The organism is Clostridium chromiireducens (genome assembly GCF_003575225.1).
GTDB classification, from domain to species: domain Bacteria; phylum Bacillota; class Clostridia; order Clostridiales; family Clostridiaceae; genus Clostridium; species Clostridium chromiireducens.
On sequence record NZ_QXDJ01000004.1, the window covers coordinates 76,154 to 102,568 of the forward strand.

General features: G+C 27.7%; 34 protein-coding genes. 1 reads left to right on the forward strand and 33 read right to left on the reverse strand.

All coding sequences use genetic code 11. From position 1 onward, the window contains the following. Positions 1-3 precede the first annotated feature (3 nt). The 27 genes from D2A34_RS16175 to dapF all read right to left on the reverse strand — a co-directional run bounded on the left by D2A34_RS16175 (position 4) and on the right by dapF (position 18,738). On the reverse strand, positions 4-873 hold the full coding sequence (locus D2A34_RS16175) for a polyprenyl synthetase family protein (protein ID WP_079439520.1): 870 nt from the start codon (positions 871-873) through the stop codon (positions 4-6). Next, positions 860-1,084 carry an exodeoxyribonuclease VII small subunit gene (locus tag D2A34_RS16180; protein WP_079439521.1) on the reverse strand — a complete coding sequence of 75 codons (225 nt, stop codon included), beginning with the start codon at positions 1,082-1,084 and terminating at the stop codon, positions 860-862. Before D2A34_RS16180 ends, D2A34_RS16175 begins: the two co-directional genes overlap by 14 nt. Before the next feature lie 150 nt (positions 1,085-1,234). Further along, positions 1,235-2,443, reverse strand: a complete 1,209-nt coding sequence (gene xseA / locus D2A34_RS16185) for an exodeoxyribonuclease VII large subunit (protein ID WP_119367325.1) — start codon at positions 2,441-2,443, stop codon at positions 1,235-1,237. After that, the gene (locus D2A34_RS16190) at positions 2,433-3,281 is read right to left on the reverse strand and encodes a bifunctional methylenetetrahydrofolate dehydrogenase/methenyltetrahydrofolate cyclohydrolase (RefSeq protein ID WP_079439523.1); all 849 of its coding nucleotides are present in this window, start codon (positions 3,279-3,281) and stop codon (positions 2,433-2,435) included. Before D2A34_RS16190 ends, xseA begins: the two co-directional genes overlap by 11 nt. A gap of 19 nt (positions 3,282-3,300) precedes the next feature. After that, entirely contained in the window at positions 3,301-3,702 is a 402-nt protein-coding gene (gene nusB, locus D2A34_RS16195; RefSeq protein WP_079439524.1) for a transcription antitermination factor NusB, read from the reverse strand. Positions 3,703-3,858: 156 nt separating this feature from the next. Then, positions 3,859-4,239 (reverse strand): Asp23/Gls24 family envelope stress response protein, encoded by a 381-nt coding sequence (locus D2A34_RS16200; protein ID WP_079439525.1) that lies wholly within the window; start codon positions 4,237-4,239, stop codon positions 3,859-3,861. A 101-nt stretch (positions 4,240-4,340) separates the two neighbouring features. Beyond that, a complete protein-coding gene (locus D2A34_RS16205) occupies positions 4,341-4,850 on the reverse strand; it encodes a SpoIIIAH-like family protein (RefSeq protein ID WP_079439526.1) in 510 nt (169 codons plus the stop codon). 39 nt (positions 4,851-4,889) lie between these two features. Further along, positions 4,890-5,507 carry a stage III sporulation protein AG gene (gene spoIIIAG / locus D2A34_RS16210; RefSeq protein WP_079439527.1) on the reverse strand — a complete coding sequence of 206 codons (618 nt, stop codon included), beginning with the start codon at positions 5,505-5,507 and terminating at the stop codon, positions 4,890-4,892. A gap of 12 nt (positions 5,508-5,519) precedes the next feature. Beyond that, a complete protein-coding gene (spoIIIAF, locus tag D2A34_RS16215; protein WP_119367326.1) occupies positions 5,520-6,125 on the reverse strand; it encodes a stage III sporulation protein AF in 606 nt (201 codons plus the stop codon). Positions 6,126-6,132: 7 nt separating this feature from the next. Continuing rightward, positions 6,133-7,419, reverse strand: a complete 1,287-nt coding sequence (spoIIIAE, locus tag D2A34_RS16220) for a stage III sporulation protein AE (protein ID WP_119367327.1) — start codon at positions 7,417-7,419, stop codon at positions 6,133-6,135. Between the two features lie 9 nt (positions 7,420-7,428). Next, entirely contained in the window at positions 7,429-7,812 is a 384-nt protein-coding gene (spoIIIAD, locus tag D2A34_RS16225) for a stage III sporulation protein AD (protein WP_079439530.1), read from the reverse strand. Between the two features lie 11 nt (positions 7,813-7,823). Beyond that, positions 7,824-8,021 carry a stage III sporulation protein AC gene (spoIIIAC, locus tag D2A34_RS16230; protein WP_079439531.1) on the reverse strand — a complete coding sequence of 66 codons (198 nt, stop codon included), beginning with the start codon at positions 8,019-8,021 and terminating at the stop codon, positions 7,824-7,826. A 56-nt stretch (positions 8,022-8,077) separates the two neighbouring features. Further along, on the reverse strand, positions 8,078-8,596 hold the full coding sequence (gene spoIIIAB, locus D2A34_RS16235) for a stage III sporulation protein SpoIIIAB (protein ID WP_079439532.1): 519 nt from the start codon (positions 8,594-8,596) through the stop codon (positions 8,078-8,080). Then, complete coding sequence (gene spoIIIAA / locus D2A34_RS16240; RefSeq protein WP_079439533.1) at positions 8,584-9,504, reverse strand: stage III sporulation protein AA; 921 nt, start codon at positions 9,502-9,504, stop codon at positions 8,584-8,586. The genes spoIIIAB and spoIIIAA overlap by 13 nt, the downstream gene beginning before the upstream one ends. 260 nt (positions 9,505-9,764) lie before the next feature. Beyond that, a complete protein-coding gene (locus tag D2A34_RS16245; RefSeq protein ID WP_079439534.1) occupies positions 9,765-10,133 on the reverse strand; it encodes a CD1247 N-terminal domain-containing protein in 369 nt (122 codons plus the stop codon). A 93-nt stretch (positions 10,134-10,226) separates the two neighbouring features. Then, positions 10,227-10,784: an elongation factor P gene (gene efp / locus D2A34_RS16250; RefSeq protein ID WP_079439535.1), complete on the reverse strand. Its 558-nt coding sequence runs from the start codon at positions 10,782-10,784 to the stop codon at positions 10,227-10,229. Positions 10,785-10,949: 165 nt separating this feature from the next. Beyond that, positions 10,950-11,318: a hypothetical protein gene (locus D2A34_RS16255; protein ID WP_079439536.1), complete on the reverse strand. Its 369-nt coding sequence runs from the start codon at positions 11,316-11,318 to the stop codon at positions 10,950-10,952. After that, complete coding sequence (locus D2A34_RS16260; RefSeq protein WP_119367328.1) at positions 11,311-11,727, reverse strand: hypothetical protein; 417 nt, start codon at positions 11,725-11,727, stop codon at positions 11,311-11,313. The genes D2A34_RS16255 and D2A34_RS16260 overlap by 8 nt, the downstream gene beginning before the upstream one ends. After that, on the reverse strand, positions 11,690-12,349 hold the full coding sequence (locus D2A34_RS16265) for a hypothetical protein (protein ID WP_119367329.1): 660 nt from the start codon (positions 12,347-12,349) through the stop codon (positions 11,690-11,692). The genes D2A34_RS16260 and D2A34_RS16265 overlap by 38 nt, the downstream gene beginning before the upstream one ends. A 56-nt stretch (positions 12,350-12,405) precedes the next feature. Beyond that, entirely contained in the window at positions 12,406-12,849 is a 444-nt protein-coding gene (locus tag D2A34_RS16270; RefSeq protein WP_079440055.1) for a hypothetical protein, read from the reverse strand. Next, on the reverse strand, positions 12,840-13,355 hold the full coding sequence (locus D2A34_RS16275; RefSeq protein WP_242966022.1) for a ComGF family competence protein: 516 nt from the start codon (positions 13,353-13,355) through the stop codon (positions 12,840-12,842). Before D2A34_RS16275 ends, D2A34_RS16270 begins: the two co-directional genes overlap by 10 nt. Next, a complete protein-coding gene (locus tag D2A34_RS16280) occupies positions 13,288-13,722 on the reverse strand; it encodes a hypothetical protein (RefSeq protein WP_079440057.1) in 435 nt (144 codons plus the stop codon). Before D2A34_RS16280 ends, D2A34_RS16275 begins: the two co-directional genes overlap by 68 nt. Next, entirely contained in the window at positions 13,722-14,165 is a 444-nt protein-coding gene (locus D2A34_RS16285) for a prepilin-type N-terminal cleavage/methylation domain-containing protein (protein WP_119367330.1), read from the reverse strand. Before D2A34_RS16285 ends, D2A34_RS16280 begins: the two co-directional genes overlap by 1 nt. Next, the gene (locus D2A34_RS16290) at positions 14,165-15,307 is read right to left on the reverse strand and encodes a type II secretion system F family protein (protein ID WP_079440059.1); all 1,143 of its coding nucleotides are present in this window, start codon (positions 15,305-15,307) and stop codon (positions 14,165-14,167) included. Before D2A34_RS16290 ends, D2A34_RS16285 begins: the two co-directional genes overlap by 1 nt. Further along, positions 15,300-16,631 (reverse strand): GspE/PulE family protein, encoded by a 1,332-nt coding sequence (locus D2A34_RS16295; RefSeq protein ID WP_119367331.1) that lies wholly within the window; start codon positions 16,629-16,631, stop codon positions 15,300-15,302. The genes D2A34_RS16290 and D2A34_RS16295 overlap by 8 nt, the downstream gene beginning before the upstream one ends. Positions 16,632-16,875: 244 nt before the next feature. Then, the gene (locus D2A34_RS16300) at positions 16,876-17,886 is read right to left on the reverse strand and encodes a hypothetical protein (protein WP_079440060.1); all 1,011 of its coding nucleotides are present in this window, start codon (positions 17,884-17,886) and stop codon (positions 16,876-16,878) included. Positions 17,887-17,910: 24 nt separating this feature from the next. Beyond that, the gene (dapF, locus tag D2A34_RS16305) at positions 17,911-18,738 is read right to left on the reverse strand and encodes a diaminopimelate epimerase (RefSeq protein WP_119367332.1); all 828 of its coding nucleotides are present in this window, start codon (positions 18,736-18,738) and stop codon (positions 17,911-17,913) included. 349 nt (positions 18,739-19,087) lie between these two features. On the opposite strand from dapF, the gene D2A34_RS16310 reads away from it, so the two are divergent. Beyond that, positions 19,088-20,821, forward strand: a complete 1,734-nt coding sequence (locus tag D2A34_RS16310; protein ID WP_119367333.1) for an Rqc2 family fibronectin-binding protein — start codon at positions 19,088-19,090, stop codon at positions 20,819-20,821. 133 nt (positions 20,822-20,954) lie between these two features. Here D2A34_RS16310 and D2A34_RS16315 read toward each other — a convergent pair whose 3' ends face one another. The 6 genes from D2A34_RS16315 to D2A34_RS16340 all read right to left on the reverse strand — a co-directional run bounded on the left by D2A34_RS16315 (position 20,955) and on the right by D2A34_RS16340 (position 26,413). After that, entirely contained in the window at positions 20,955-21,800 is an 846-nt protein-coding gene (locus D2A34_RS16315; protein WP_079440063.1) for a MurR/RpiR family transcriptional regulator, read from the reverse strand. A gap of 357 nt (positions 21,801-22,157) precedes the next feature. After that, entirely contained in the window at positions 22,158-23,318 is a 1,161-nt protein-coding gene (locus D2A34_RS16320; protein WP_079440064.1) for a THUMP domain-containing class I SAM-dependent RNA methyltransferase, read from the reverse strand. A 23-nt stretch (positions 23,319-23,341) separates the two neighbouring features. Beyond that, positions 23,342-23,881 carry a bifunctional pyr operon transcriptional regulator/uracil phosphoribosyltransferase PyrR gene (gene pyrR / locus D2A34_RS16325; RefSeq protein WP_079440065.1) on the reverse strand — a complete coding sequence of 180 codons (540 nt, stop codon included), beginning with the start codon at positions 23,879-23,881 and terminating at the stop codon, positions 23,342-23,344. A 20-nt stretch (positions 23,882-23,901) separates the two neighbouring features. After that, complete coding sequence (locus D2A34_RS16330; protein ID WP_079440066.1) at positions 23,902-24,819, reverse strand: RluA family pseudouridine synthase; 918 nt, start codon at positions 24,817-24,819, stop codon at positions 23,902-23,904. Positions 24,820-24,999: 180 nt separating this feature from the next. Continuing rightward, positions 25,000-25,638 carry a DivIVA domain-containing protein gene (locus D2A34_RS16335; RefSeq protein ID WP_079440067.1) on the reverse strand — a complete coding sequence of 213 codons (639 nt, stop codon included), beginning with the start codon at positions 25,636-25,638 and terminating at the stop codon, positions 25,000-25,002. Positions 25,639-25,651: 13 nt separating this feature from the next. Next, positions 25,652-26,413 (reverse strand): YlmH family RNA-binding protein, encoded by a 762-nt coding sequence (locus D2A34_RS16340; RefSeq protein ID WP_079440109.1) that lies wholly within the window; start codon positions 26,411-26,413, stop codon positions 25,652-25,654. Positions 26,414-26,415: the final 2 nt, after the last annotated feature.

Below are 26,415 nucleotides of genomic sequence, written 5' to 3' on the forward strand. Positions count from 1 at the left end.
TTATTAATTTTCTCTATTTAAAAGAGTATATGTCAATTCAACCAAGCATTCAGCATTAACGCTTAAGTTTTTGAGTATATTTATACAGTCTTCCGTTAATGATTTACATAGTTCGATACACTTTTCTAACCCAAAAACTGATATGAAATTTGTTTTATTACGTTCTTCATCAGCATGTGTATTTTTGCCTAACACATTTTTATCTCCAACAACATCCAAAATATCATCTTTAATTTGGAATACCATCCCTAATTTACTTCCATATTCCTCTAACGATCTTAAATCCTTTGCAGGTGCATTAGCTAAAATACCTCCCGCAAGAATTGATGCTTTAATAAGCTCACCAGTTTTTTTTGAATGCATGTATTCTAATTGATCTTTTGATATTTCTTCACCTTCTGATATTATGTCAACAACTTGACCTCCTATCATCCCTTCAGCTCCAGCCGCGACAGCTATTTCATAAGCTGCTCTTAGTGAATTTCCACTATTACCCAATGCATAATTCATCATAAGTATCATGGCTTCATTTAGTAATGCATCTCCTGCGAGAACGGCAATATTTTCTTTAAATTTAACATGATTTGTGGGCTGACCTCTTCTTAAATCATCATTATCCATGCAAGGCAGGTCATCATGAATTAAAGAGTATGTATGTATCATTTCGATAGCAGCCGCCATAGGCATTATCTTTTTATAGTCTTCCTTATATATATAATAAGTTAAAGCTAATAATATGGGACGAATCCTTTTCCCTCCGATATTTAAGCTATAACTACATGAATCATATATGATTTTATTGTATGTTCCTTTATTCTTAAAATAATTTTCTAAATATTCATTAATTTCTTTTTTTAGATTATCTATCTTCATTATTTTCACTAAACTCCACTTCATTCTCTTCCTTGATTATCGAAATTTTTGCTTCATATGAATTGAGAACTTTGTAAATTTTATTTATAAGTTTAACTCCATCTTCATAAGATTTCATTGATTCTTCCAAATTCAAATCATCTGTCTCTAAATTACTAAGTATATCTTGAAGTTTAGTTAACATTTCCTCATAACTTTCTTTTTTAGCCATATCTTAAACTCCTTGTTTTAAATAAATTGAAAAATGTTAATTAATTTCTTTACATCATATTCAATAAGATACTAAATTGTCATATAATTATTAAATAAAAATAATTACTCAATTTAAATTAAATCATTAATCTTAATTTAAATCTTTTTTTCACTTAATATCATTTGATGGTATAAAATCACCTTTCACTTTCCCATCCTTAAGAATAATATTTAAATTCACTGTTTCTTTCAATTGTTCCTTCGATGTAATTATATTTTTTTCATCATCCTCTATTATAGCATATCCTTTAGAAATAACTTTAATTGGATTATGGGCAAGAAGTAAATTATTTAGACTTTCAATTTTATTTTTTTCTCTAATCATTTTTGTTTTAATCACATAATTTAATCTTACATGAAGTTTATCTAATTCCAAGTATGAATTAGATATTTTAGTTATTGGAGAATGAATTTTTAAAAGCCTTTCAGCTCCCAGCAATTCCCTTTTATATCTATTAAAATTATCATTTATCTTTTTATCTAAAATTCTTGATGCATCATAAAGCCTCTTCCTTATATCTTCGCTTAATGGAACTGCAATTTCTGCACCTTGAGATGGAGTTGCAGCTCTAATATCTGCAACAAAGTCACAAATTGTAAAATCTATTTCATGTCCCACTGCAGAAATTATAGGTATTTTCGAATTAAAAATAACTTTTGCTAATTCCTCTTCATTGAAATTCCATAATTCTTCGATAGATCCACCACCTCTACCTACAATTATTACATCTACTGACTTTTGCTTATTAAAATAATTAATTCCATTTATTATTTCTTTGTATGCACCTATTCCTTGAACTTTTGCTGGATAGAGCACCAGATCAACGAGACTGCTTCTTCTAGTTGCAACATTGATAATATCTCTAATAGCTGCACCTGTTGGAGATGTAACTATTCCTATTCTTTCAGGATTCTTCGGCAATGTTTTTTTATGATCCTCATCAAAATATCCCGCTTTAGACAACTTCTCTTTAAGCTTTTCAAATTTAATAAATAATTCTCCTAATCCTTCTTTTCTTATTTCATCACAATAAAGTTGGAAACTCCCAGTTGCAGGATATATAGATGCTCTTCCTTTGATGATTATTTCCATTCCTTCTTCAAGAGAAAAGTCCAACAAGACTGCATTACTTTTAAACATCACACAATTTATTCTTCCATTATTATCTTTCAGTGTGAAATAAATATGACCACTGCTGTGATATTTTAAATTAGAAATCTCCCCTTTTACAGAGAGATTACTTAAAATAAAATCATTGTCTAACATTCTTTTGATATAGTTTGTAACTTCGGATACCGTTAAAGTTTTAATATTCATTTTCCTTTAAAGCCTCACATGCATTCTTTATTAAAAGTGTTGTTGTTAGTGCTCCTACTCCACCAGGAACAGGGGTTAATAACTTGCATTTTTCAATTACTTTATCAAAATCTACATCTCCAGTTATTTTCCCTTCAAAAGATGATGTTCCAACGTCTATTACTATGGTATTTTCGTTAACATAAGATTCATCAATAAATTTAGGTTTACCAATAGCTACAACTAAAATATCTGCACCTTTACAAACTTCTTTAAGATTCTTAGTTTTTGAATGACATATTGTAACCGTCGCATTTTCATTTAATAAAAGTTGCGCTACAGGTTTCCCAACTATATTACTTCTTCCAAGAACCACCACATTCTTACCCACAATATCTATATTTAAACTTTTAATTAATGTTACCACAGAATTTGGGGTGCATGGTAAAAATTTAGGTTCCCCCATATATAACTTTCCTTGACTTTCAAATGTAAGACAATCAATATCTTTATTAGGAGATATTTCCCTAATTATTTTCTTTTCATTAAATTTTACTGGAAGGGGTAATTGAAGAATAATTCCTTGCACACCATCATCTTCATTTAGTTTATGAATCTCAGATATCACATCTATATCATCACATACCTCAGGTAAAGTTACTTTAACAAATTCAACTCCAAGAGAATTAGCTACTTTTTCCTGACTATTCATATAATAAATAGAACCACCATCATTACCAACTAAAATTGATGCTATTTTAGGTATTTTAAGTTTTTTTTCTTTTCTATCATCAACAAAACTTTTTATATCTTCTTTTACTTTTAATGCCACTTCTTTACCGTTTATAATTTGCCCCATTTTAAACACCTGCCATAAATTAATTTTCTTTAATCTTATCTAATACTCCGTTTATAAACGCTACGCTTTTTTCATCTGAATATCTTCTAGTAATTTCTAACGCTTCGTTAATTGCAACTCCTCTAGGAACAGATTCATCATATAATAATTCATATGTAGCTAATCTCAATATGCTTAAATTAACTTTAGATATTCTTTCTATCTTCCAATTATGTAAATTACTCTCAATTATTTTATCAATTTCTTCTTTATGATTATCAAACCCTATTAAGGCTTGTTTTACATATGTCAAATCTATTTCTTTTATATCACCTTCATAATTTTCCACAAATGACTCTATTGCCTCTTCAATTGTATCCTTACTTAAAGTTATGCCAAATAATAACTCCATAGTTTTTTCCCTTGATAATTTTCTATTCATATAGTCCTCCTAAATATGTATCATAGTTAATTATGTACATTTATAATTATACACATTTTTGTTTTGTTTTAAACCTTAGTATTATTAAAGTATAAATCTATTTGCTTATATTCACATAGAAACACCCTCTGAAAGTTTCAGAGGGTGAAAATCAAACTAGATAGATTCACTTTCTTCCTTTTTAGGCAAATATACATTTTGAACATAAATGTTAACTGCTTCAACATATAATCCTGTCATAGCTTCAACGGTTTTCTTAACATTATCTTGCACCTGTGCTACTACATCCATTATTTTTTTTCCATATTCAACGGATACATTCATATCTATAATTGCTCTATCTTCTTCTAGTGTTACTTTACTAGCTTTAGCAGTACTTTTCTTACCTTTAAATATATTTGTTAAGTTGCTAGCAACTCCCATTTGACCATCTAAAATTCCATCAATTTCTTGAGCAGCAATACCAGCAATAACACTTACTACTTCATCTGAAATTTTAACTACTCCAATATTGTCTTCTCTTATTAAATCTTCCATGTTACTTTAACCTCCTAGGTTTTGTAATAACAAAACATGCTAATCTTGTGTTTATTATATCAAATATAATTTAACATTACAAATATAATATGGCTTTTATGTTATTTTTCCACTTGTATTATTACATCTTTTATTTTTGATACATTTTGAACTATTTCTTGAATAGCTACAGTTTCACTTTCTTGTAAACTATTTTGTGACTTAACAATTACTGTTGCCTTATTTCCTTGTAACATACATAAAGCATCTTCATATCCTTTATTTTTAATACTTAGTTCTATTCTGCCTTCATTATCTTTCGCAATTGTTTTTTGAGTTAATTCTTTTGTAGCTTCATCCTTCTTTTCCTTTGATATATTTGCATCTGAAATGATTGAATTTAAAGTTTGAATTGTTACTGAATCTTGTTGCTCTCTTTCACTTCTAGATTGATAGAAATAATTTTGTTGATTTAATGCCTCAGTATCTTGTTCGTTTTTATCTGCTGATAAGACTTGACTTAAATCTGTTGGATCATTTAATCCCCCATTGTTAAGTTTTGCTGCTAGCATCCCTACACATAATATTAATGCTAATAATGTAAATATAATCCCACATTGTTTCTTTGTCATAATAATCTTCCTCCCATTCTTTATCTATAAAATTATATGCTACTTACTCATGCTATATACATTAACCTTATCTAAACTTAAGTTATATAATTTAGATACCGCTTGTTCAATTTCATATTTTATTTTGCTATTTTCAGCTCCTTCTGCAAGTATTATTACTCCAATAACTTTAGGCCTATATGTCTTTAATATAAATGGTTCATTATTACCATCTGTAGTCGACATAACAATTTTGGATGTATCTGTATCTTGATTATTTATTCTTTTTCCTCCTTCATTATCGGTTTCTTCTGTGGTTGATTTCTGAGTATTCTTATCATATGCTGGAACCTTTTCTTCTCCATTTTCAAAAGACATCATTACTTCAACGTCACCAACTCCATTCATTTTTTTCAATATATTTTTTAAATCCGTCTTTTGTTTTTCTTCATAATCCTTTGCCTCTACCTGATTGACAGTTGTAGCCTTATCCACATTTTCTTGACTAGTTGTAGTTTGTGATAGCTTAGTACTGACTAAACTTTTACCGCTGCTTGGTGATAAAACATTCATGGCAAGTAGAATAAATGCTAAAACCAAGCATACAGCCATTAAATTCTTTAATGGTTTTTGACCTAATATTTTATTGAGCTCGTTTTTTAGCTTATCTTTATCCATAATTTATACCTCCTATTCATCTAATTGATACACTTCGATTTTTTCCTTTGGAATATCTAACTCATTACTTAAGTAATCTTTTACTTCAATGTACTCTTCATCATCTTCATTCATATTTACATTAACATCTTTGTTTATTACTATCTTTTTTATCTTTTTGACCCTACTGTCGTTTACACCTATCTTTAGCTTTTTAACATTTAAAGTTACGTCAGTAAAATTAATATCACAATCAACTTCACTTTTAAAATTCATATCTTTAAATTTGCTTTTGAGTAAATTATCACAATTTTTATTGAAATTATTTATAAATGCTTTTTTTCTGTTATCACCCATATTTTGATTATTATTAATTTCATCTGAGTTATTTACTTCAAGATTATTCTCATTTTTTGAAAATACCTCCTCATATTTTTTAATGCTTTCTAAAACTGATTTATCTCCATTGGATACAAATTGTAGTATTGGATTTAAAATTACAGTTATTAGTATTAATCCTAGGACAAATCTAATATATTTTTTCATTTTATTACTGGGCGATATAAGCTCCACCGCACTTATAAAGATAAGAACAGTCACTAATGTTGTAACAATACTTTTTAGATTTTCTATAAACATAATTTTTTTATCCTCCAACTATAAACCTTCCAGAAGATGCCATTATACCAATTAATATAAAAAACATTAAAGTCACAGTTAAAACACATGACATAATAAGTACCATAGAAGTTCCAGCCGCCTCTAATGATTTAGTTATTCTTGGGTCGCTTATCGGTTCAACTATTGCTGCGGATAATTTATATATGAAAGTAATTAATACAAGCTTAATAAGCGGATGAATGAGTATCAATATTATTACAACCAATCCTATAGAGCTTATTGCATTTTTTATTATTAATGAATATCCTGCAACAGATGCAATTGCATCTGAAAAGGCTTTTCCAACTATAGGAATAAAATTATCCACTGCAAATTTTGCTGTCTTTAGTGTGACTGCATCTATAGTTGTCGATGTAATCCCACGAATAGTTAAAAGACCTATAAAAATTGTAACTATTATCCCTTGAAACCATATGGTAACTTGTTTAAACAACTTACACAAATTAGTTATTTTATGTTGAGACGATATATTGTTTGCAAATTCTAGAACAAATCCCATTAGTATCATTGGAATTATAATATTTGAATATAGCTTTGGTATAAACACAACTGCTCCAAGAACAATTGGATCTAATGTAGTAGCCTGTGTAATTCCCCCAGCAAGAGTAATCATAGTTACTAATACCGGCAAAAGAGCGCTCATAAAATCCGAAATGTTTGCTATTACATCTTTCGCAACCGAAATTGATATTATGAAACTCTTTGATAATACTATTATTATTAAAGCATAACAGGCGTAAAAGGCGACTTGGGATATACTCTCATCTGAAAATGCATCTTGAAGATTTTTCAAAAGTGAACATATTATTGCTATTGTAACTATAGACACCACAAGTTTTAAAACACTTTTTACCTCTTTAAATATCATGCTTATTACTGCATTTAAAAGAGCATCAATTGAAAGATTTCCCTTTCCCTCTTTTAGATATGCTTTAATATATTCAACTGGATCTAATTTATCCATTAACTCCACATCGGTTTTCATTTTACTAATATATTCATATAAAGAATCTATTTCTTTTTTAGCACTCCCACCTAATTCATCTATACTTAATTTATCTTCCGTATGTTGATCCCTTGATTCATTATTAATATTTATTTTTCCAATTGCTCCCTCATTATTTTTATCTTGATTCTCTATTGCATAAACCTTATCAAATAATAAGTTTCTACAACTTGGAACTATAGTAATTAATAAATTAAATACTAGACTCATTGTTAATACTAAAGTAACTCTTTTTATCATCTTCATACTAAACACCTACATTATTTGCAATATTGAATTTAATACTGCCATAAGTATTGGAATAGCTAGCACTAAAATCATTATTTTGCCTGATAGATCAATTTGCGCTGCCAAGCTATCGGCATTCGCATCCTTACATAAAGCACTTGAGAAAGATGCTATATAAGCAATTGCTAGAATTTTTAATACTATTCCAATGTAAATTGTATCAATATTTGCTCTCTCTGTAATATCTCTAATAAAATCAATCACTTCTTTTAATGGCTCTATCATAATTAATAGGATTAAAGTTCCTGCAGCTAAACCTATAAACGTAGGCAGACTTGAATTAAGATGGCGAAATATCAAAATCAAGAATAATGCAATGAAGGCCAATCCTACAATTTTAATTATTAACATAACTAAAGCACCTACATTATAAACATTGTTTTCACAGTACTAAATAAATCTCCAATAATCGAAACTATCATAAGAAGAATTATTACTACTCCTGCAATATTAGTGATAGCAGCTATTTCACCTTTCCCACTGCTTGTTAATACCTTGTCTAATACCACTAGAAGTATGCCAGCTCCACCAATTTTAAAAAGAATACTTATATCATGCATTCATCTTCCTCCAATCTATAAAAATACTATTTACATTCTTAAATTGTTTTCCATAACTAAATTAAAAAAATTATTATCATAGTTCCAAGGCATATTCCAAGATACCTATAAAGCTTTATATTTTTTTTAGCATTATCATCTGCATCATTTAAATTCATCTTTATCCCTTCAATTGCTAAAAAAAATATTTTTTCTTGTCCATAAACCCCTGACTCTCCAAGAGATTTAAAAAAATCTCCAATAATCTTTTTATCATCATCACATAAATAAAATTCATTTCGTAATACTTCAAATTCCTCTATAGCTCCTTCGTATACACTTTCAACATCACCTTTAGTAAGCCTATCACTTATTGCACTAATAAATTTATTCAAAGGTTCACTAACCTTGCAAGAAAGATTTCCTAATGCTTCTGGAAGCGGTGTCGTTCCATACACAATTTCATTTTCAAGAATTGTTAACGCTTTTAAAATCTCTTTAAGTTGATTTTGCCTTTTTCTAAACGTTTCTCCATATGCAAAGCCCAAATAAGTGCTTACAAGAAATATTAAAATTCCAAATATCAACTTAAGCACATATATTCACCTCCTTTTAGGCTATACACATTTTCTATAGTTCCAACACCATTTCTACTGCTTAAAATTATCACTCTTTCTAGAATATAATTATCAAGCAAATCACAAAAAACTTTTCTTTTGTATAGATCCTCAATTGTAAATCCATGAATCGTTGTTATTATATTAACTCCAGAATTAAAAGCCATCATGAGAGCTTCTATATCTCCTTTAGTTGCAATTTCATCACAAATTAAAACCTCTGGTGATAGACTTCTAATTGCCATGATAAGACCTTCCCTTTTTAAACAATTATCCAATACATCTGTTCTTATACCTAAATCACTCTGAGGAATACCAAAGTAACATGCTCCTATTTCACTTCTTTCATCAACTACAACTACTTTTTTCCCATATACCCCCAATGATGAGATTCCATTAGAAATATTTCTGGCGATATCTCTTAAAATTGTCGTTTTCCCACACTTAGGTGGTGAAATAATTATTGTGTTATATATTCTATGATTTGATGTTATATATTTCATAACTTTATCTGAACATCCTATAATTTCTCTACATATTCGTATGTTTACAGATGATATGTTTCGTATAGTCTTTACCTCTCCTTTTTCCATAACACATTCACCTGCTATTCCTATTCTATGTCCACCTTTTATAGTTATGAAGCCTTGACGAATATCTTCTTCATAAGCATATAATGAGTAATTTGATATCTTTTGCATTACACTTTTCATATCTTCTTTGGTTGGAATATAATTTATAATACTTTCTCCACTCTTTGAATAAACTAAAATTGGCTTTCCAACCTTTATTCTAAGTTCATAAATTTGTTCTTTATAAAGTCTATCCTTAAGTATATTGCTTATTTTAAGTGGAAAGATCCCTATGATCTCTTCTTCATCTTTCAAAACTCTCACTGCCTCCTCTATCGTTCTCTTATTTAATTAATATTTATCATGTAGCTGAAATATTACTGATAATTATAAAAATATGTAAAATAAAAAAGACTATCTTAAATTTAATTTAGGATAGTCTTTTTAAAAAATTAGTTATTCACAGCACTATATGTTAGGCTGATTATTGATTATATACTCAGGAGATAAACTTTTTCTATTATTTTCAAACTACAAATAACCTATTCACAATATTTTTATAAATAAATAATAAATTATTTTTCCTTAATGTTCTTATGACAATATGGACATGGAATTTCATCATTATTGCTTAGTGTAGATTGCTCAATAAAAATTGGTTTACTACAATGAGAGCAATTTATCTCGGTATATTCATCTTCCATGTCATTTAATTCATCAATAGATAATTCTTCAAATAATTCATCTTGAATATTAGTTAAATCATCATCCATAAATCTAATATTTTCTTCAATTGTTTCTTGATTTATAGTTAATTCCTCTATCTTTTGATTCATAATTTCTAATACAGCGAACACATTACTAAAACATTCTTTATATTCGCCACTTTCTATTTTAGATAAATTATTCTTTAGATTTTCAATCTCTTTTCTAAGCTCTTCCATATCTCTTCACTTCCTTTTCTTTCTTTAAAAAATTATTGAATTTAAATATAAATAAAGTTGCTAAGCTTTATGCTTAGCAACCTATGTATTGTCCTAAACTCTTTCCATATAATCGCCAGTTCTAGTGTCTACTCTTATAACGTCACCTTCATTAACAAACATAGGAACATTTACTATTGCACCTGTTTCAAGTGTAGCTGGCTTCATTGCATTAGTTGTAGTATTTCCTTTAACACCTGGTTCAGATTCTGTGATTAATAATTCAACAAAGTTTGGAGCCTCTACTGAGAAAGCATCTCCTTTGAAGAATTTAATTGTTGCAAACATGTTTTCTTTTAAGAACTTTATTGCATCTTCAACTTTTTCATAATTTAAAGGAATTTGCTCATATGTTTCTTGATCCATGAAGTAATATAACTCTCCATCTGAATAAAGATATTGCATTTCCTTTCTTTCAATTACTGCTTCTTGTAATTTTGTAGTTGGGTTAAATGTTGTATCTGTAACTCCACCTGAAATTACATTTCTAAGTTTAGTTCTAACGAATGCTGCACCTTTTCCTGGTTTAACATGTAAAAATTCTACTACTGTAAATACTTGTCCATCCGATTCAAAAGTTGTTCCTTTTCTTATATCTCCTGCTGTTATCATTAAATATCCCTCCAAATTTATAAAAATAATTACACCGTAACTTATCTTCAAACATTAAGCAATTTCACTTAATCGTTGACATAACACTCATATTTTATCAAAAGACTATAATAATTGCAATTATTTCTGATTACTTTCCAGTAAATTTTATATTTTTCTTATGTATTATATGCTTTCTTTAGCACTAATTTCTAGTACAATATTGCATTTATCTTCTTTCTTACTTATCTCATAGTCACTAATATCATAATTTCTTAATTTTGATATATCATTCAATAACTCTTCTTTATTGCCACTTATTTTTATTTTTAAATACCATACGTTATCTCGTTTATTTGCAGCGATAATATCCTTTTCTTCTATACAACTTAATTCTTCATAAAGTTCATTTAAAGCCTTATGTTTTTGAGTATTATCTAGTGTATTATATACTTTAATATTCTTCTCATTTTTCTTTATATTTATGCAATAAATTTGTACAAAAACTACAGCACCCAAAATAAATGCTACAATATTTTTTAATATTTTACTCATCAAGGCTTACTCCTAGCTTATATCTGTTATCGCTATTTAAGTTTATATCATTAATTCTAATCAGTTTATTAGAGCTTAATTTATTAATTTCATCAAAATTATCAACTAATATTTCCCCTTCATTCATTGTTATATATGCTTCTTTAATGTCACTCTCAATCACACACTCTATCCACGTATTAATATTATCTATACTAGTTATTTTCTGTTTTATATTTTTAGTCTCAACTATATTTGCGTTATTTTTTTTGTGAATATTCATCATACTTTCTGAAGTAAAAGGAAAAAAACATAAATTTATAATTGTTAATATAGCTATCATATTTCTTTCATTTCTATTTATACTTAATTCATTTACTTTATAAAAATCCTCAGGAATAAAATCTTTGTTTTTCAAATATTTTTTCATTTATCAATTCCTTTATATTTATTTTAAATGGATTTATTTTATTTTCAGAAGATATAATATTTACTGATTCTTCATCTACATACATATCCCCATATTCATTACAAATCAGTATTTTATCTAAAACCAAGCTTTGCGTTATCTCTACGAACCCATAATTGAATAAACCTTCTTTAAATGAAATATAATAATACACTTCATTATATTTCATCAAAATCTTAGCAGTGAAATTCTTATTTTTTAAAATACTAACCAAAATTTCCTTTATTAAAAATTGAATAGGTTTTATTTCAATATTTTTTGCACCTTCCACTAATTTACCAATTCTTTTAGCACCTCGTATAGAATATATAGAAATGACCTTATTCTTCTTAGTCAGCATATAGTCGTATAATAGATCACCATTCTGTGGAAAATCACTAGCAATTTTTAAAATTATGAAATCGTATATTTTACGTTTCCTAATTTTATAAATAAACTGCTTCACACAAAGCTCCTCCTCAAGTACTATTATTTTGATATTATTTTTTATAATACATTTAATTTCATTAATTTTATCAAAATTATACTCCTCTCCCTCCAATATAAATGAATTTCTTTTAATAAGAACTATAGATTTTTTCATTCAAAACTTTCCCCTCGAAGCGAAATATATTTATATAATCACCACATTTGATAACTTTATTCATTACTATCTTGAAAGCTATATGTTGGAATTAATATTGCTGTATCATTCTCAAAATTATATATAATCTCTCTTGTTCTAATAACATTGTTTAAATTCTTTGTGATTAGAAATAATTTATTATTACTTTTATAGTATTTTAGTGTACTGTTATCAATTTTTCTTTCAAAATCTTCCGAAAATAATTCTATGCTGTTACTTTCTCCATCAATGGAATCTTTCACATTTTCTTTTATTTCCCTATTTATATTTTTCATGTAATTGAAAAGAATTTCTTCTTCACTCTTACTTATATCGTAAATATCTTTATCGAATGAGTATAAATTACATAACTCAACATTATTTCGTATCATATTATACATAAAACTTCCTAGAAGGCTCATTAACGATAAAATTACTATAGCACTAATCAAAACGGTGCCTTCCTTTTTTATATGCATCTAATGAATTCCTTCCCATCTTTATCATATATTCTAAAATATATTAAATTTCCCTTTTTCCTTATTTCAAGTCTATCAATATCTTCTAGCATGGTATTTATTGTTTGAGTAACATTATTTCTTGTATATTTAACAAGAATCTTACCATCATAAGACTTAATAGTTTTATCTAAATTATTAGATTTATTATCATTTGAAAATGTAACATAATTTTTATCTACAATTATTTTTTGAAGCCCACCTTCTGAAATAATGTTATCAAGGTTTATAAAAAAATTTTGATAGTTATTGTACTTAATAGTCAATTGAGTTATTTCTATATAATTCTTATACATTGATACAAATATATCAATTCCTTCAAGTAAAATTACAGTTGTCAAAAAAATATATACTAAAGATTCTATAATAGTGAATGCTTTCGTTTTTCTATTTTTATTATTATCTTTGTATTTCATCCATCCACCAACTTTTAGTAAATTCTTTCTCAATGCTTGTTTCAATCTCATCGTTTCTAATATTAGCAACTATTTTTAATTTTAGACCAATTTCCTCATCACTAACTTTACTTATCCAAATCTCCTCTCCATTTTCGAGATTTTCTACATTACTACTAAGTAACTTTGTCGAAAAATCTCTATTATACCTAAATCCTATTTGTCCATTCTCTAACATTTTCTCTATTTCCTCAGATGATATATTATATTTAAATTCATTTATTAAATTAGCTACGGCTCTATTCGCTTCTTCACAAAGAATCCTCTCTTTTAAAATCTTGGAGTTTTGCATACAAGCACTAACAATAAATGTTGTAGTTAATGATAAAATCATGATTGAAGCTATAGCTTCAACAATTATACTGCCTTGTTTCTTCATCAAATCGCACCATTCTTAATAACAATAAAATCAACTCCGACACCAATTGTTATATCTTGTCTATCACCATTCTTATCTTTAATTTTTATTGTACAACCTTTGGATATCTTACCTTCAGGAGTAACCAGCACACTAATATCCTCACTAATTATCTGAATACCTTCAGGTAGATTAATAATCTTTTCTATTGCATCCCATCCTTCGATAAAGCGAATTTCATTTTTATTTGCTTTTATAGTAACTTTACCATACTTATTTTTTTCTCTACAAATAGCTTTTCCATATGACAGTAAATTTTGTATTTCATAAGTATACTCTGTGTAATTTATACCAAGATATAAATTACTACTCCATTTACTTAATGATATTCCTATACCAAATAATATAATTAAAATAAATATACATATTATTGTTTCTAACAAAGTAAAGCCTCTTTTTTTCATTATCTAATTCCACTTTTCAAGCTACCAAATAACGGTAAAATAAAATCTGCAAGAAAAAATGCAATAAAACTAGCCATTATTATTACAAAGGTAGGACTAATAAGTCTTAGGTATTTTTTTATTTGTTCATTCAAATTATATTCTAAATTATTTGATAATTCCTTAAATCCTTCTTCAATTGTTCCGCTCTCCTCCCTTAATCTCACTATCGCTATAGTATATTTAGAAAAAATACCTGTTTTCTCTAACGATTCTGTTAATGTACTCCCTCCCAAAATGCATGTATTAATTTCTTTTATTTTACTTTTTAAAAAATTGATATTTATACTTTTCTCACAATACTCAAGTGAATATGAAATATTTATTCCTGTACTTGTTATTATAGAGAAAAGTAGGATCATGATATATTCAAAAACTAATTTTACAATCTTTATTTTAATAAATTTCTCTGCATTTAATTGTTTTAAAAAACACTTTAAGAAAATAATTATTGCTATTATCCAAGAGATTGCTGATATTGATATAAATATCAAATTGCTTTTTACTATATTATAAATACCATATACAAATTTGCAGTTTGCTGGCAATTCAATATTCATCGATTTATATATCTCGCAAAAGTTTGGAACAATTATACTTATCAGAAATATTCCAAGAACTATCATTGATAAGAGAATGAATAGTGGGTAAGCACTTGCATTCCTAATTTCCCTTTTAATAAAAGTAGATTTATCATAATAAACCTTCAAACCTATTAATACCTCATATAATTTCCCCGTATTTTCGCCGATAGAAATTATCCCCGTAAAAAACTCAGGATATAATTCCTTGTATTCTGCAAATGCCTGTGATAGGGATTTTCCTTTTTTTACACTATCCAGTATGTTTACTAAGCTGCTTTTATATATTTTATTGGACAAGACATCAGCAACTAATTCTATTGCAGAAGTTATAGATATTCCATCTTTATAAATCTGAGCTAAACTTCCTGCCACTAATGATAACTGTCTCTCATCGACCTTATTTTTAATTAAAAATCCTATTCTTAAACCACTGTTCTTTTTATTTTTAAAACTGTCATAAGAATTTGTATAACGTTCATATTCTTTATCTTGACTTTGCCCATTTCTTTTATTATGCATTTAGCCCTTCTCCCTCAATAAATTCTTCAAAATCAATTTGAGATATTTTTCCTTCACATAATAGTCGCTCTAAATCATATTTCATATTAATGTTTGACAAATAATTTCTATCCATATACAACTCATCAATCTTCTTTTTTTCTTCCTCTTGCAAAAAGTAAACTGCACTTACTATTTCCCTACTTGAATACCCAGAATAATTGCATGCTTTACATCCACATTTCCTATATACTATTTTAGTATTTACAGTGTTCTCGTAATCTACAGTTTTACATTTATCACATAATATCTTTACCAATCTTTGTGAGATAATGCCAACTAAAGCATCACTTATAAGATAGGGTTTTATTCCCATGTTTTCTAGTCTTATATACGCTTCCCTAGCAGATTTACAATGAATTGTACTATATACCTTATGACCTGTAATCGATGCGCGAACTGCCATGTTTGCGGTCTCTTCATCTCTAATCTCTCCAATCATAATTACATCCGGATCTTGTCTTAATATACTCCTGAGCCCATTTGAAAAATCTATATTCAACTTTTTATTTAAGCTCATTTGGTTAATATTAGGCATTACGATTTCAACTGGGTCTTCAAGAGTCGTAATATTTAGAGATTTTGAATCTATCTCATTTAAAATTGTATAGAGCGTTGTACTTTTTCCAGATCCAGTCGGCCCACAAGTTAAAATCAATCCATTCTTCAAAGATATTATTTTTCTTATTATCTTAATTTGACCTTCAGAAAACCCCAAATCTTCTAATCTATAACTAAGATTTTCACAATATAGAATTCTTATTACTAATTTTTCACCATATACTACTGGTATAGATGATATCCTTAAATCATATTTCAAATCATTATAGTCAACTATTATTTTTCCATCTTGAGGTCTCCTCTTTTCAGTTATGTCCATATTGGCTTTAATCTTTATCCTTGATACTAAGCTTGTATATTCATTGAAATCAATTTTATGAACTACAACTAAACTCCCATTAATCCTATATCTAACATAAATACAATTTCCTTGAGGCTCAAAATGAATATCACTCGCTTTCTTATCAATTGCATTAAAAATTATTACATCTTGTAAATCTCTATTTTCTTCACCAAAAATTATGTTCTTCAAATGTTCGTAATTACTTTCTTCAATTTTTACAACTCTTACATTTTTATTGTAAATAAATTTTAAATAATCATTTGCTTCTTGAGAATCCTCGATGGACAAAACAATTATGCTGTTAGCATCCTCCCCAATAGGAACAATCTTGTACTTTTCACATATTTCTCTTTTCAAGCTTTTAGCTATCTTTAAATCCACATCTTCAATCTTGTACTCTTTAATTTTAGGATCACCTCTTAATATAGAAATTTGTTTATAGAAAAAGTCTAGACGTAAAAACTAATATTTATTCATGTACAGTAAACTTTTTCACTTTTTAGTAATTTAGTACTTGAAATCCCTTAATACAAAATTCAAAAAAATATATAACCGTTTAACTTTATTAACATAAACCCAAAAGAGGATAATCATGCATTAACTACATGATTATCCTCTTCTTTAATTAAGTATTGTATTCTATGAATACATAATCTGTTGAATTTTTTGTAACTAAACTTATACTTCCATCTTTTGAATATGTATATATTTGTTCCTGTTTATCATTTAAACTATTAGTTCCTATAAATAAAATATTATTATTTTCATCTATAGCAATGCCCTTTTCAATTTTAACAATTGCCGGAAAATCAAACACTAACCTTTTGGGTTTGTTATCTCTAAGTTCGTATAATGAATTTACATTACCTGAAACTCTTCCAGTAAAATATATTTTTTCGTCACTTACTATTATGTCAGATAATTCTTCTATACTATCACTTAAAAATTTTACATCTTTTTTCTTCTTATCTATTGCCATTAACTTTTTGTTGTTCTCTAAAGTCAATTGTATGAACATTACATTATTATCTGTTCCTTTTAGGAATGCTAAATATCCTTCTTTTATATTGTATAATAATTCTTCCTTATTTTCCTTTATATTGTAAGTAAATAATCCATTTATCCCATCATCACTAATACCATAATACACTAAAGTATCAGAGTCATACCAATCATAAAGCGTGCCGGATATAGATACATTCGACTTCATCTCTATTTGTTTATTTTCTTTTGTTGTATCGAATATCTTCAACTTAAGTCCATTGTCATCAATAAAATACGATATATACTCTCCACCTTTTGATAATTTAAGTTCACTATGATTTTTATCTTTTATTTCATTCTTATATCCATTATGAACTACGAAATTATTTCCTTCTTCCACATATACGTAACTTGATGTATCTTTATCATAATCTAGTATCACAACATTATCTTTTGTACTTTCATATTTACCATTTTCATAATTATATAATTTATAATTTCCATCTTCATTTTTAAGTACTGCCCCTGAATTTAATTTTATCTCCTCTGCTATACTAGGCTCTTTTCCTTTTTCAGATGAACACCCTAATATGAACAGAGGCAAGACAATGAAAGCTAAAATTCCCCACGACTTTCTTTTAGATAGTTTCATTATTCTTCCCTCTTCTATGATTATTTACAAAGATAATTTCCCCTCAAAGACCACTTCTGCTGGTCCTTTCATAAACACATCGTCTCCTAATACTTCTATTACTAATTCTCCGCCTGGTGACTTAACAAAAATTTCTTTATCTTTATGTACTAATCCAAGTTTTTTTGCTACCACAACTGAGGCACTACATCCAGTTCCACATGCAAGTGTTGCGCCCGCTCCACGTTCCCATGTATCTACTTTTATATGAGTTTCATCAATGATTTTAACAAAATTGACGTTACTACCTTCTCGAAATAAGTCAATCTTTTCTATTTTTGATCCATCTAAAATTACGTCATACTCTTTATCATTCTCAAAAATGATAGTGTGAGGCACTCCTAATAGTACAGTCGTCATATTATACGTTTTATCATCAACTGTAATGTCAGTCTTTATAATGCTTTCCATATTATTCAAAGGTATATCACGTCCATCATATGATGGTTTACCCATATATACTCTAACATATCTGACTTTTTCATTAGCAAGGATAATTTCAATATCCTTAACTCCATCTCCAGTTTCTACGGAAAATCTATCTCCATTGGCTATATTATGTTCATAAACATATTTACCAAAACATCTTATTGCATTTCCACACATATTTGCTCTTGATCCATCAGCATTTATTATTACCATTTTTGCATTAGCTAACTCTGATTTCCTTACAATAACTAATCCATCAGCCCCAATTCCAAAATGTCTATCACAGAGTTTCTTTGCAAGTAAACACTCATCCTCTATCTCATTATTAAAATCTTCAATAAATACAAAATCATTTCCTGCCCCTTGCATTTTATAAAAATTCATTTCTATTCCTCCTACTTAGTTTAATAGTAAAACTTTTATTTTGTATATTTATAAGTACAGCATACCTTGGGCTTTATTTTCTTATTCATTAATAATAATATCACCAAGTTTAAATTATAACTTATTTAATCCATTTTCCATATATATTTTTTATATTTTTTTATATTTTTTAGTAATTTTTTATGCATATCTTCCCATCATATTAAAAACCTTAGTATCTTCTTCTATAAAATTATTTTTTTCACTAAAACTTCCAGTAATTTATTTCTTCATATTTGGCTAACAATTGATAATTCTATAATTATGATGTTATACTATTGTTAGTTACACTAAGAAAGGATGGCATAACATGGCATTAGATGGTATATACTTACACAGTTTAGTTAGTAATTTACAAGAATCAATTGTAGATTCAAAAATAGATAAAATAAATCAACCAGAAAAAGATGAAATAATTTTAACTTTAAGAAAAGAACGTAAAAACATTAAACTTTTAATTTCTGCATCTCCACGGTTTGCTAGAATACATTTAACAAGTAGTGTTAAGGAAAATCCAATAAAGGCTCCAATGTACTTGATGGTTTTAAGAAAATATATACTTGGCGGCCGAATTACAAACGTAATTCAAAAAGATACTGATAGGATTTTAATTATTGAAATCGAGAATAGAGATGAACTTGGTTTTGATAGCATGTATTCTTTAATAATAGAACTCATGGGAAGACATTCCAATATTACCTTACTTAGAAATAGAGATAATAAAGTTATGGAATCAATAAAACACATTACTCCAGATATAAATAGTTATAGAGTATTGTATCCTGGTGTTAATTTTGTTTATCCTCCTTCATCTACTAAATTAGATCCTTTTTCTGTTTCTTATGAAGAATTATCTTCTTTTATAAGTAATAACTCTGTAGTTTTCGATCAAAAATTTTATTCTAATTGTTTTACCGGAATAAGTATGCTATTGTCTAATGAATTATATTATAACATTACAAAGGACAACAGCTCCCCAACTCAAGAAGAAATTTATGAAAACATCAAAGATTTTAACAGTAACTTACACAACAATATGTCATTTAATATCTATACAACTCAAACTGGTATCGTAAAGGATTTTTACTCTGTAAAATTACAAACCCTCGAAAAAGAGTATGTTTCAATTCCTTATGAAGATCCTAATATTTTAATGGACGCTTTTTTTGAAAGAAAAGATAAACAAGATAGGTTACAAAATAAATCAACTGATTTACAAAAATTAATTAATACTAACATTGAAAGGTGTAATAAGAAAGTAAAAATATTAAACGAAACTCTTAAAGACTGTGCTGAAAAGGAATCTTTTAAAATAAAAGGTGATCTTTTAACATCCTATATTTACACAATAAAAAAAGGTGATAGCGAATGTACCTTATTAAATTTTTACAACGAAAGTGAAGAGGAATATATAAAAGTTTCCTTAGATACAGCTAAAACACCATCTGAGAATATTCAATATTATTATAAAAAATATAATAAACTTAAGATATCAGAAGAATACGCAAAGGTTCAATTAGAAAAAGCTTCTGATGAAATTAATTATTTAAATTCTGTTTTTACTAACATACTTAATGCTGAGAGCTATAATGAAATAGATGAGATAAAAAATGAATTGACTGAAACTGGATACATACGATTTAGAAAGAATACTAAAAACACTAACAAAATAAAAGCTTCTAAACCACATCATTTTGTTTCTAGTGATGGAATTGATATATATGTTGGGAAAAATAACTTACAAAATGATTACTTAAGTTTAAAATTCGCTAATAAAAACCATCTTTGGTTACACGCAAAAGATATTCCAGGATCCCATGTAATAGTTTGTGCATTTGATGTTCCAGATAAAACACTTGAGGAAGCAGCGATAATTGCAGGTTATTATAGTAAGGGAAAAAATTCATCAAAATTGCCTGTAGATTATACAAAAGTAAAGGAATTAAAAAAACCAAATGGATCAAAGCCAGGTATGGTCATTTATCATACCAATAAAACTCTTATAATTAATCCAAATGATTTTAGTAATATTCTTAATAATTAATTTAATTAATAAATTCTTTACTTGTTTGAATTTTCACTAGAAATAAAAAATTATATTAATAATCTTTAACTAAAAATTGAGGTTCAACTGTATGTTGATACCTCTTTTGTTTTATTTGAATACTTATTAAAAACTAAATAAATAGATCGAATTTTCTCCAAGCTTCTTCTAATAGCTGAACATTATTTGTAAAGAAATCTTTCTTTTCTTTTTCAATAGATATTATTAAGGCATTGATTAAGCTTAATGGTGCTGCGAATGATTCTATATCTTTTGACCCCTTACTTACAGCCGTTAATGCTACATCTGAATATGGTACAAGTGGAGATAACATATTATCAGTTAATGCTATAGTAGTGGCTCCCATTCTCTTTAAATGAGTGAAGATTTCTACTGTACTTCTAGCATACTTCTCAAAAGCGATTCCGATAACTACATCTTCATCATCTATTTCACTAATTTGCTTTGGTATTTGTTCAATATTATCAATTAAATTAACATTAATAAACATTAAATCAAGATAATATTTCAGAAATGCTCCAAGTACGGAAGAACTCCTCCTTGAAACTATAAAAATCCTCTTTGCTTTAAGCAATAGCTCGACCGCTTTTTTTAGTTCATATACATTGAGGTCATCCATAGTTGATTTAATATTATTTAAATCCTCTTCAAATATTTTATAAATTTCACTTTCTTCACTAAATTCTTTTTCCGAATCCATTTTCATTCTTTCTGCTTTAGACACTTGTTGCTGCATTGACTCTTGAGTATCTTTCAAGAATTCAGGGTAGCCTTTGTATCCTAGGAATATAACAAATCGAGTAACTGTTGCAATACTAACTCCTGATAGCTTTGCCAGTTTTTCAACAGTTAAAAATGGTGTACTATTCGGATGTGATAATATATATTTTGCTATTTTTTCTTGAGCCTTGCTCATGTTAGGTATTTTTTCGGCCATCTTTTGATATACTTCTGCCATTTTCTAACTCCTCCCTATCATTATTAAAATCTCATAATTTACACCCTATATTTTTTATTCTAAATCGTTTTTTAATGACTCATTTATAGCACTCTTAAATATAGAAAATAGTTCTTTACAATTAGCTTACCCTAAATCTTTGGTCATAAAATTTTGAACAAAAAAAGTGCTAACAATTATAACAAATTGTTAGCACCGTTGCTACCATATTTTACTTTAATTCATTTTATCATGCACATCGAGCCTTGTAAATATATTTTCACTGTTCTTATTACTAATCTTTCATTAATTAACTATTTGATTCATTTTCTTTAATTAATTAACTTTTCATGTGTTAATATTTAATTTATTAACATACTAATCCATTAATTGATTTATCAACAAATCACCCATGTTTTTAATTTTATCATTATTAAGATATTGATAATAGTAACATTTAATTTTGCCATTATATAACTTTCTATTTTTAGTTGACTTTATTCCAAATGTTTTTTCAAACAATTCAAATGAAGTTAATATATTAAAATCCCAAGTCTCTAATTTTTTCTTCATATTTCCCATGTGCTTATATAGAGAAGGTAATATTTCTTTTTCTCCAATTCTTTCTCCATATGGTGGGTTTGAAATTATAAATCCATATTTTCTTGAGGTTGAAAATTCCATGAAATCTCTTTTTTGAAATTGTATATATTTATCAACTCTAGCTTTTTTCGCATTTTCCATTGCAACTTTTATAACCTTATAATCTATATCATATCCTATTAGTTTAATGTCTTTATTTTTTTCAGATTTTCTAGCGCCATCTCTTACGATATCAAATGTATTTCCACTCATTGATGGCCACGTTTCACATACGAAATTTCTATCTATTCCTGGCGCTATATTCTGAGCTATCATAGCAGCTTCAATTAATATGGTTCCAGAACCACAAAACGGGTCAATAAGTTCAAATTCATCATTCCATCGTGAGATTAATAACATTGATGCTGCCAAAGTTTCTTTTAGTGGTGCCGCCCCAGCAAGCTCTCTATAACCTCTCTTATGTAAGCCAGGTCCCGTTGTATCTATTGTAAGGGTAACGACATCTTTCAAAATTGCTACCTCTATTTTGTATACAGGACCAGTCTCACTAAAAGTATCTATACCATAACTTTCACTCATACTTTTTATTACAGCTTTTTTTACTATAGATTGGCAATCTGGAACACTATAAAGTGTTGATTTAACACTTTTACCAACTACATGCATAATTCCATCCTTTGGAATTATCTTACTCCACTCTACTTTTTTTGTTCCTTGAAATAATTCTTCAAACGATTTTGCCTCAAATTCAGCCATTTTAATTAGTACTCTATCAGCTGTTCTTAAATGAATATTGCAAATTGCAATATCCATTTCATCGCCTTCAAAAGTCACTTTTCCATTTTCAATTTTTAAGTCTTCATATCCTAATGCTTTGAGCTCTTTTGCAGTTATACTTTCTATTCCAAACGTACTTGTTGCGATTAAGTCGTACATACTTCTGTATTCTCCCTTATTTGTTACTCTTTATCATATATTTTAACTGAATCTTCTCCATCAATTTCTTTCAGCGAAACTGCTATCACCTCATTTTTAGAAGTAGGAATATTTTTACCAACATAATCTGCTCTTATTGGTAATTCTTTATGTCCTCTATCTATTAATACTGCTAATTGAATTCCCGTAGGCCTATTAACATCTATTACAGCATCAATTGCTGCTCTTGCCGTTCTGCATGTGTATAGAACATCATCCACTATAACTATTTTTTTATCCTTTATTTCAAGACCTAAGTCCAGATTTCTAATTTCCAAATCTTCACTTATTTTAGTCAGGTCATCTCTATATAATGTTATATCTACAGATCCAACCGGAACCTCCTTGCCTTCAATCCCCTTTATGTAATTTGCAATTCTCTTAGCAAGAGGATATCCCCTTGTCTTAATCCCTAGCAAAACTAAGTCTTCAATACCTTTATTTCTTTCTATTATCTCATGAGCAATCCTTATTAATGTTCTATTTACAGCTTTTTCATCCAATAAAACTGCTTTTACTTTCATATTATGCCCTCCAACTCTTATTATTTTAATTCATTTCTTAGTTTATTTAATATTTCTTCAAAGTATTGTGGCAATTCTGTTGTAAACTCCATATACTCATTTTTACTTGGATGAATAAATCCTAAAGTCTTGGCATGCAGCATTTGCCCTTTTAATTTAAATTTTTGTTTTTTAAATCCATACAGAGGATCACCAACTAAAGGAAAACCGATTGATGACATATGCACCCTTATTTGATGGGTCCTTCCTGTTTCTAATATGCACTTTATCAAAGTATAACCATTATATCTCTCTAAGACTTCATAATGTGTTATTGCATTTTTACCGCCTTCTACAACAGCTATCTTAAGCCTATCCTTTTTATTTCTTGCCAAAGGTTTATTTATCGTTCCATTGTCATTCTTTATTCTTCCTTCGACTAAAGCATAATATTCCCTCTTCATTGAATGATCTTTCAATTGTTCCGAAAGTTTATTATGAGCTTCATCATTTTTAGCAATTACTAAAACACCCGATGTATCTTTATCAATTCTATGGACTATTCCTGGTCTTATTACCCCATTTATACTTGATAAATCTTTACAATGAAAAAGTAATGCATTTACTAAAGTTCCATTGTAATTACCCGGCGCCGGATGTACAACCATGCCTTGTTCCTTATTAACAACTACTATATCTTTATCTCCATATAATATAGTTAGCGGTATATCCTCTGGGTCAACTTTTAGAATTTCAGGTTCACTAAGCAATACTTCAATCTCATCATAAGGCTTTAATTTATAATTGCTTTTTTGAATTTTATTATTAACTTTAATACTCTCTTTTTCGATAAGTCCCTGAATGAAAGATCTTGATTTATCATCAAATACTTCAGATAAATATTTATCAATTCTAATACCTTTATCTTTTTCATCAACTATAAAAATATTTTTTTCCATAAATCAGTAGCCCTTCCTCTTTAGCATATTCTTTCAACATTATAATATAATAACCTACACTTTACAATTGAAAACTTAATATTAAACAATAAATTTAATAACTCAGAAACTATAAAGGAATGAATTAAGAAATAAAAAAAGAACCGTAAATAAACGGTTCTTTTTTATATTTCTTACATCTTATTCACTTTGAACAAAAAAGCTTTTGATTTCATTTAACTCATCGTTTAATGAACCATACTCATTTAATTGTGAGGATTCCTCTGATTTCTTTTCATTTTCATTATTCTCACTACTAATTTCTTTTTCTATTATATCTTCTTTAATTTCATCATCATCTATTGGATCTGAAACATTATAATTTTTTATAAAATCCTTTTCTAAATCATCAAAGGTTTCTAACTGTGTATTCATAAAATTTCTATATTTTGCTCTAAATTTTATAAACTCTTGTTTTACTTTTTCATACTCATCATTAATTTGTATAACATCATTATGTGCTTTATCCAAAATCTTTTGAGCTGTTTCGTTTGCATTTTTTAATAATAATTCAGCCTCTTTCTGAGCAGAATTTTTTGCTTGTTCTGCAGCATTTTGTGCAAGTAACAATGTATTTTGTATAGTTGTTTCAATTTTCGAATAGTGATCAACCTTCTCATTAAGATTAGATAACTTTTCCTTCAAGTTTGCATTTTCTTTATACAATTCTTCATAATTATCAACAACTTCATCTAAGAATTCATCAACCTCATCTGAATTATAACCTCTCAAAGCTTTCTTAAATTCTTTATTGTTTATATCCATTGGTGTTAATTTCATACTTTCACCTCAACTATGTATATTTTTTAATAATAATTTTATTTCTTCCGCTTTTGCTATTCCCAATAGAATTACCCAAAATAAATTTTCCAAAACCTCTTATAGTAATTCTTTCTTCACCTTTTAGTTCATAACTTTTGTCTTTTATTTTAACATAATTAACGAGCACTAAACCTTGCTCAATCATTGACTGAGCCTTAGATCTAGATATATTTATAATTTTAGAAACTACCCCATCAATCCTTAAAGAAGAAACTAAAATAATTTCTTCTTTAAAAACTGTCTGGGGTAGAGTTCCAAAATCATCGACTATTTCTATATTACAGATAACCTTAGAAATTTTCTCTAAATTATATAAAATAAAATTTTCTATTTCTTCGTGTATGGGTACAAAGCACGTATTATTATCTACTTGCAAATCCCCAATTTTGCTTCTCTCTATCCCAAGTGACAAAATTCCACCTAAAAAATCTCTATGAGTAAGATTTGAAAATTTTGAAGTGCTCTGAATTTTTATTAATTTCATTGGATATGGAATCTCATAAATATTATTAAAAGAAATCATTCTTCTCTCAGAATCTTCGAATAATCCATAGCTATTAATTTTGACATCATTGCCTAAGTTTTTTTCAAACCAAGTCCATATATTGGGAGTATAAAAGTTTTTTCCAAATACACATATACCTTTATCTCTAGACAATATATATTTCTCATATAAATTTAATACGTCGTTCTTTTCATCATCCGAGAAGTTATTAATTATTTTATCTTTTATAT

What these genes read in the sequence shown, in the direction of transcription:
- spoIIIAD (WP_079439530.1), bottom strand. Translation starts at nt 7,812, where the DNA reads ATGTTAATAATTAAAATTGTAGGATTGGCCTTCATTGCATTATTCTTG.
- D2A34_RS16180 (WP_079439521.1), bottom strand. Translation starts at nt 1,084, where the DNA reads ATGGCTAAAAAAGAAAGTTATGAGGAAATGTTAACTAAACTTCAAGAT.
- D2A34_RS16290 (WP_079440059.1), bottom strand. Translation starts at nt 15,307, where the DNA reads ATGCATAATAAAAGAAATGGGCAAAGTCAAGATAAAGAATATGAACGT.
- D2A34_RS16270 (WP_079440055.1), bottom strand. Translation starts at nt 12,849, where the DNA reads ATGCATATAAAAAAGGAAGGCACCGTTTTGATTAGTGCTATAGTAATT.
- spoIIIAF (WP_119367326.1), bottom strand. Translation starts at nt 6,125, where the DNA reads ATGTTTATAGAAAATCTAAAAAGTATTGTTACAACATTAGTGACTGTT.
- efp (WP_079439535.1), bottom strand. Translation starts at nt 10,784, where the DNA reads ATGATAACAGCAGGAGATATAAGAAAAGGAACAACTTTTGAATCGGAT.
- D2A34_RS16205 (WP_079439526.1), bottom strand. Translation starts at nt 4,850, where the DNA reads ATGACAAAGAAACAATGTGGGATTATATTTACATTATTAGCATTAATA.
- D2A34_RS16175 (WP_079439520.1), bottom strand. Translation starts at nt 873, where the DNA reads ATGAAGATAGATAATCTAAAAAAAGAAATTAATGAATATTTAGAAAAT.
- D2A34_RS16275 (WP_242966022.1), bottom strand. Translation starts at nt 13,355, where the DNA reads ATGAGATTGAAACAAGCATTGAGAAAGAATTTACTAAAAGTTGGTGGA.
- pyrR (WP_079440065.1), bottom strand. Translation starts at nt 23,881, where the DNA reads ATGAAAGTAAAAGCAGTTTTATTGGATGAAAAAGCTGTAAATAGAACA.
- nusB (WP_079439524.1), bottom strand. Translation starts at nt 3,702, where the DNA reads ATGAATAGAAAATTATCAAGGGAAAAAACTATGGAGTTATTATTTGGC.
- D2A34_RS16255 (WP_079439536.1), bottom strand. Translation starts at nt 11,318, where the DNA reads ATGAGTAAAATATTAAAAAATATTGTAGCATTTATTTTGGGTGCTGTA.
- D2A34_RS16335 (WP_079440067.1), bottom strand. Translation starts at nt 25,638, where the DNA reads ATGAAATTAACACCAATGGATATAAACAATAAAGAATTTAAGAAAGCT.
- D2A34_RS16200 (WP_079439525.1), bottom strand. Translation starts at nt 4,239, where the DNA reads ATGGAAGATTTAATAAGAGAAGACAATATTGGAGTAGTTAAAATTTCA.
- spoIIIAG (WP_079439527.1), bottom strand. Translation starts at nt 5,507, where the DNA reads ATGGATAAAGATAAGCTAAAAAACGAGCTCAATAAAATATTAGGTCAA.
- spoIIIAE (WP_119367327.1), bottom strand. Translation starts at nt 7,419, where the DNA reads ATGAAGATGATAAAAAGAGTTACTTTAGTATTAACAATGAGTCTAGTA.
- spoIIIAC (WP_079439531.1), bottom strand. Translation starts at nt 8,021, where the DNA reads ATGCATGATATAAGTATTCTTTTTAAAATTGGTGGAGCTGGCATACTT.
- D2A34_RS16280 (WP_079440057.1), bottom strand. Translation starts at nt 13,722, where the DNA reads ATGAAGAAACAAGGCAGTATAATTGTTGAAGCTATAGCTTCAATCATG.
- D2A34_RS16190 (WP_079439523.1), bottom strand. Translation starts at nt 3,281, where the DNA reads ATGGGGCAAATTATAAACGGTAAAGAAGTGGCATTAAAAGTAAAAGAA.
- D2A34_RS16315 (WP_079440063.1), bottom strand. Translation starts at nt 21,800, where the DNA reads ATGGCAGAAGTATATCAAAAGATGGCCGAAAAAATACCTAACATGAGC.
- xseA (WP_119367325.1), bottom strand. Translation starts at nt 2,443, where the DNA reads ATGAATATTAAAACTTTAACGGTATCCGAAGTTACAAACTATATCAAA.
- D2A34_RS16260 (WP_119367328.1), bottom strand. Translation starts at nt 11,727, where the DNA reads ATGAAAAAATATTTGAAAAACAAAGATTTTATTCCTGAGGATTTTTAT.
- D2A34_RS16285 (WP_119367330.1), bottom strand. Translation starts at nt 14,165, where the DNA reads ATGAAAAAAAGAGGCTTTACTTTGTTAGAAACAATAATATGTATATTT.
- D2A34_RS16265 (WP_119367329.1), bottom strand. Translation starts at nt 12,349, where the DNA reads ATGAAAAAATCTATAGTTCTTATTAAAAGAAATTCATTTATATTGGAG.
- D2A34_RS16330 (WP_079440066.1), bottom strand. Translation starts at nt 24,819, where the DNA reads ATGGAAAAAAATATTTTTATAGTTGATGAAAAAGATAAAGGTATTAGA.
- D2A34_RS16310 (WP_119367333.1), top strand. Translation starts at nt 19,088, where the DNA reads ATGGCATTAGATGGTATATACTTACACAGTTTAGTTAGTAATTTACAA.
- D2A34_RS16320 (WP_079440064.1), bottom strand. Translation starts at nt 23,318, where the DNA reads ATGTACGACTTAATCGCAACAAGTACGTTTGGAATAGAAAGTATAACT.
- dapF (WP_119367332.1), bottom strand. Translation starts at nt 18,738, where the DNA reads ATGAATTTTTATAAAATGCAAGGGGCAGGAAATGATTTTGTATTTATT.
- D2A34_RS16245 (WP_079439534.1), bottom strand. Translation starts at nt 10,133, where the DNA reads ATGGAAGAGCTTAGAAAAGAGATTGAAAATCTAAAGAATAATTTATCT.
- D2A34_RS16300 (WP_079440060.1), bottom strand. Translation starts at nt 17,886, where the DNA reads ATGAAACTATCTAAAAGAAAGTCGTGGGGAATTTTAGCTTTCATTGTC.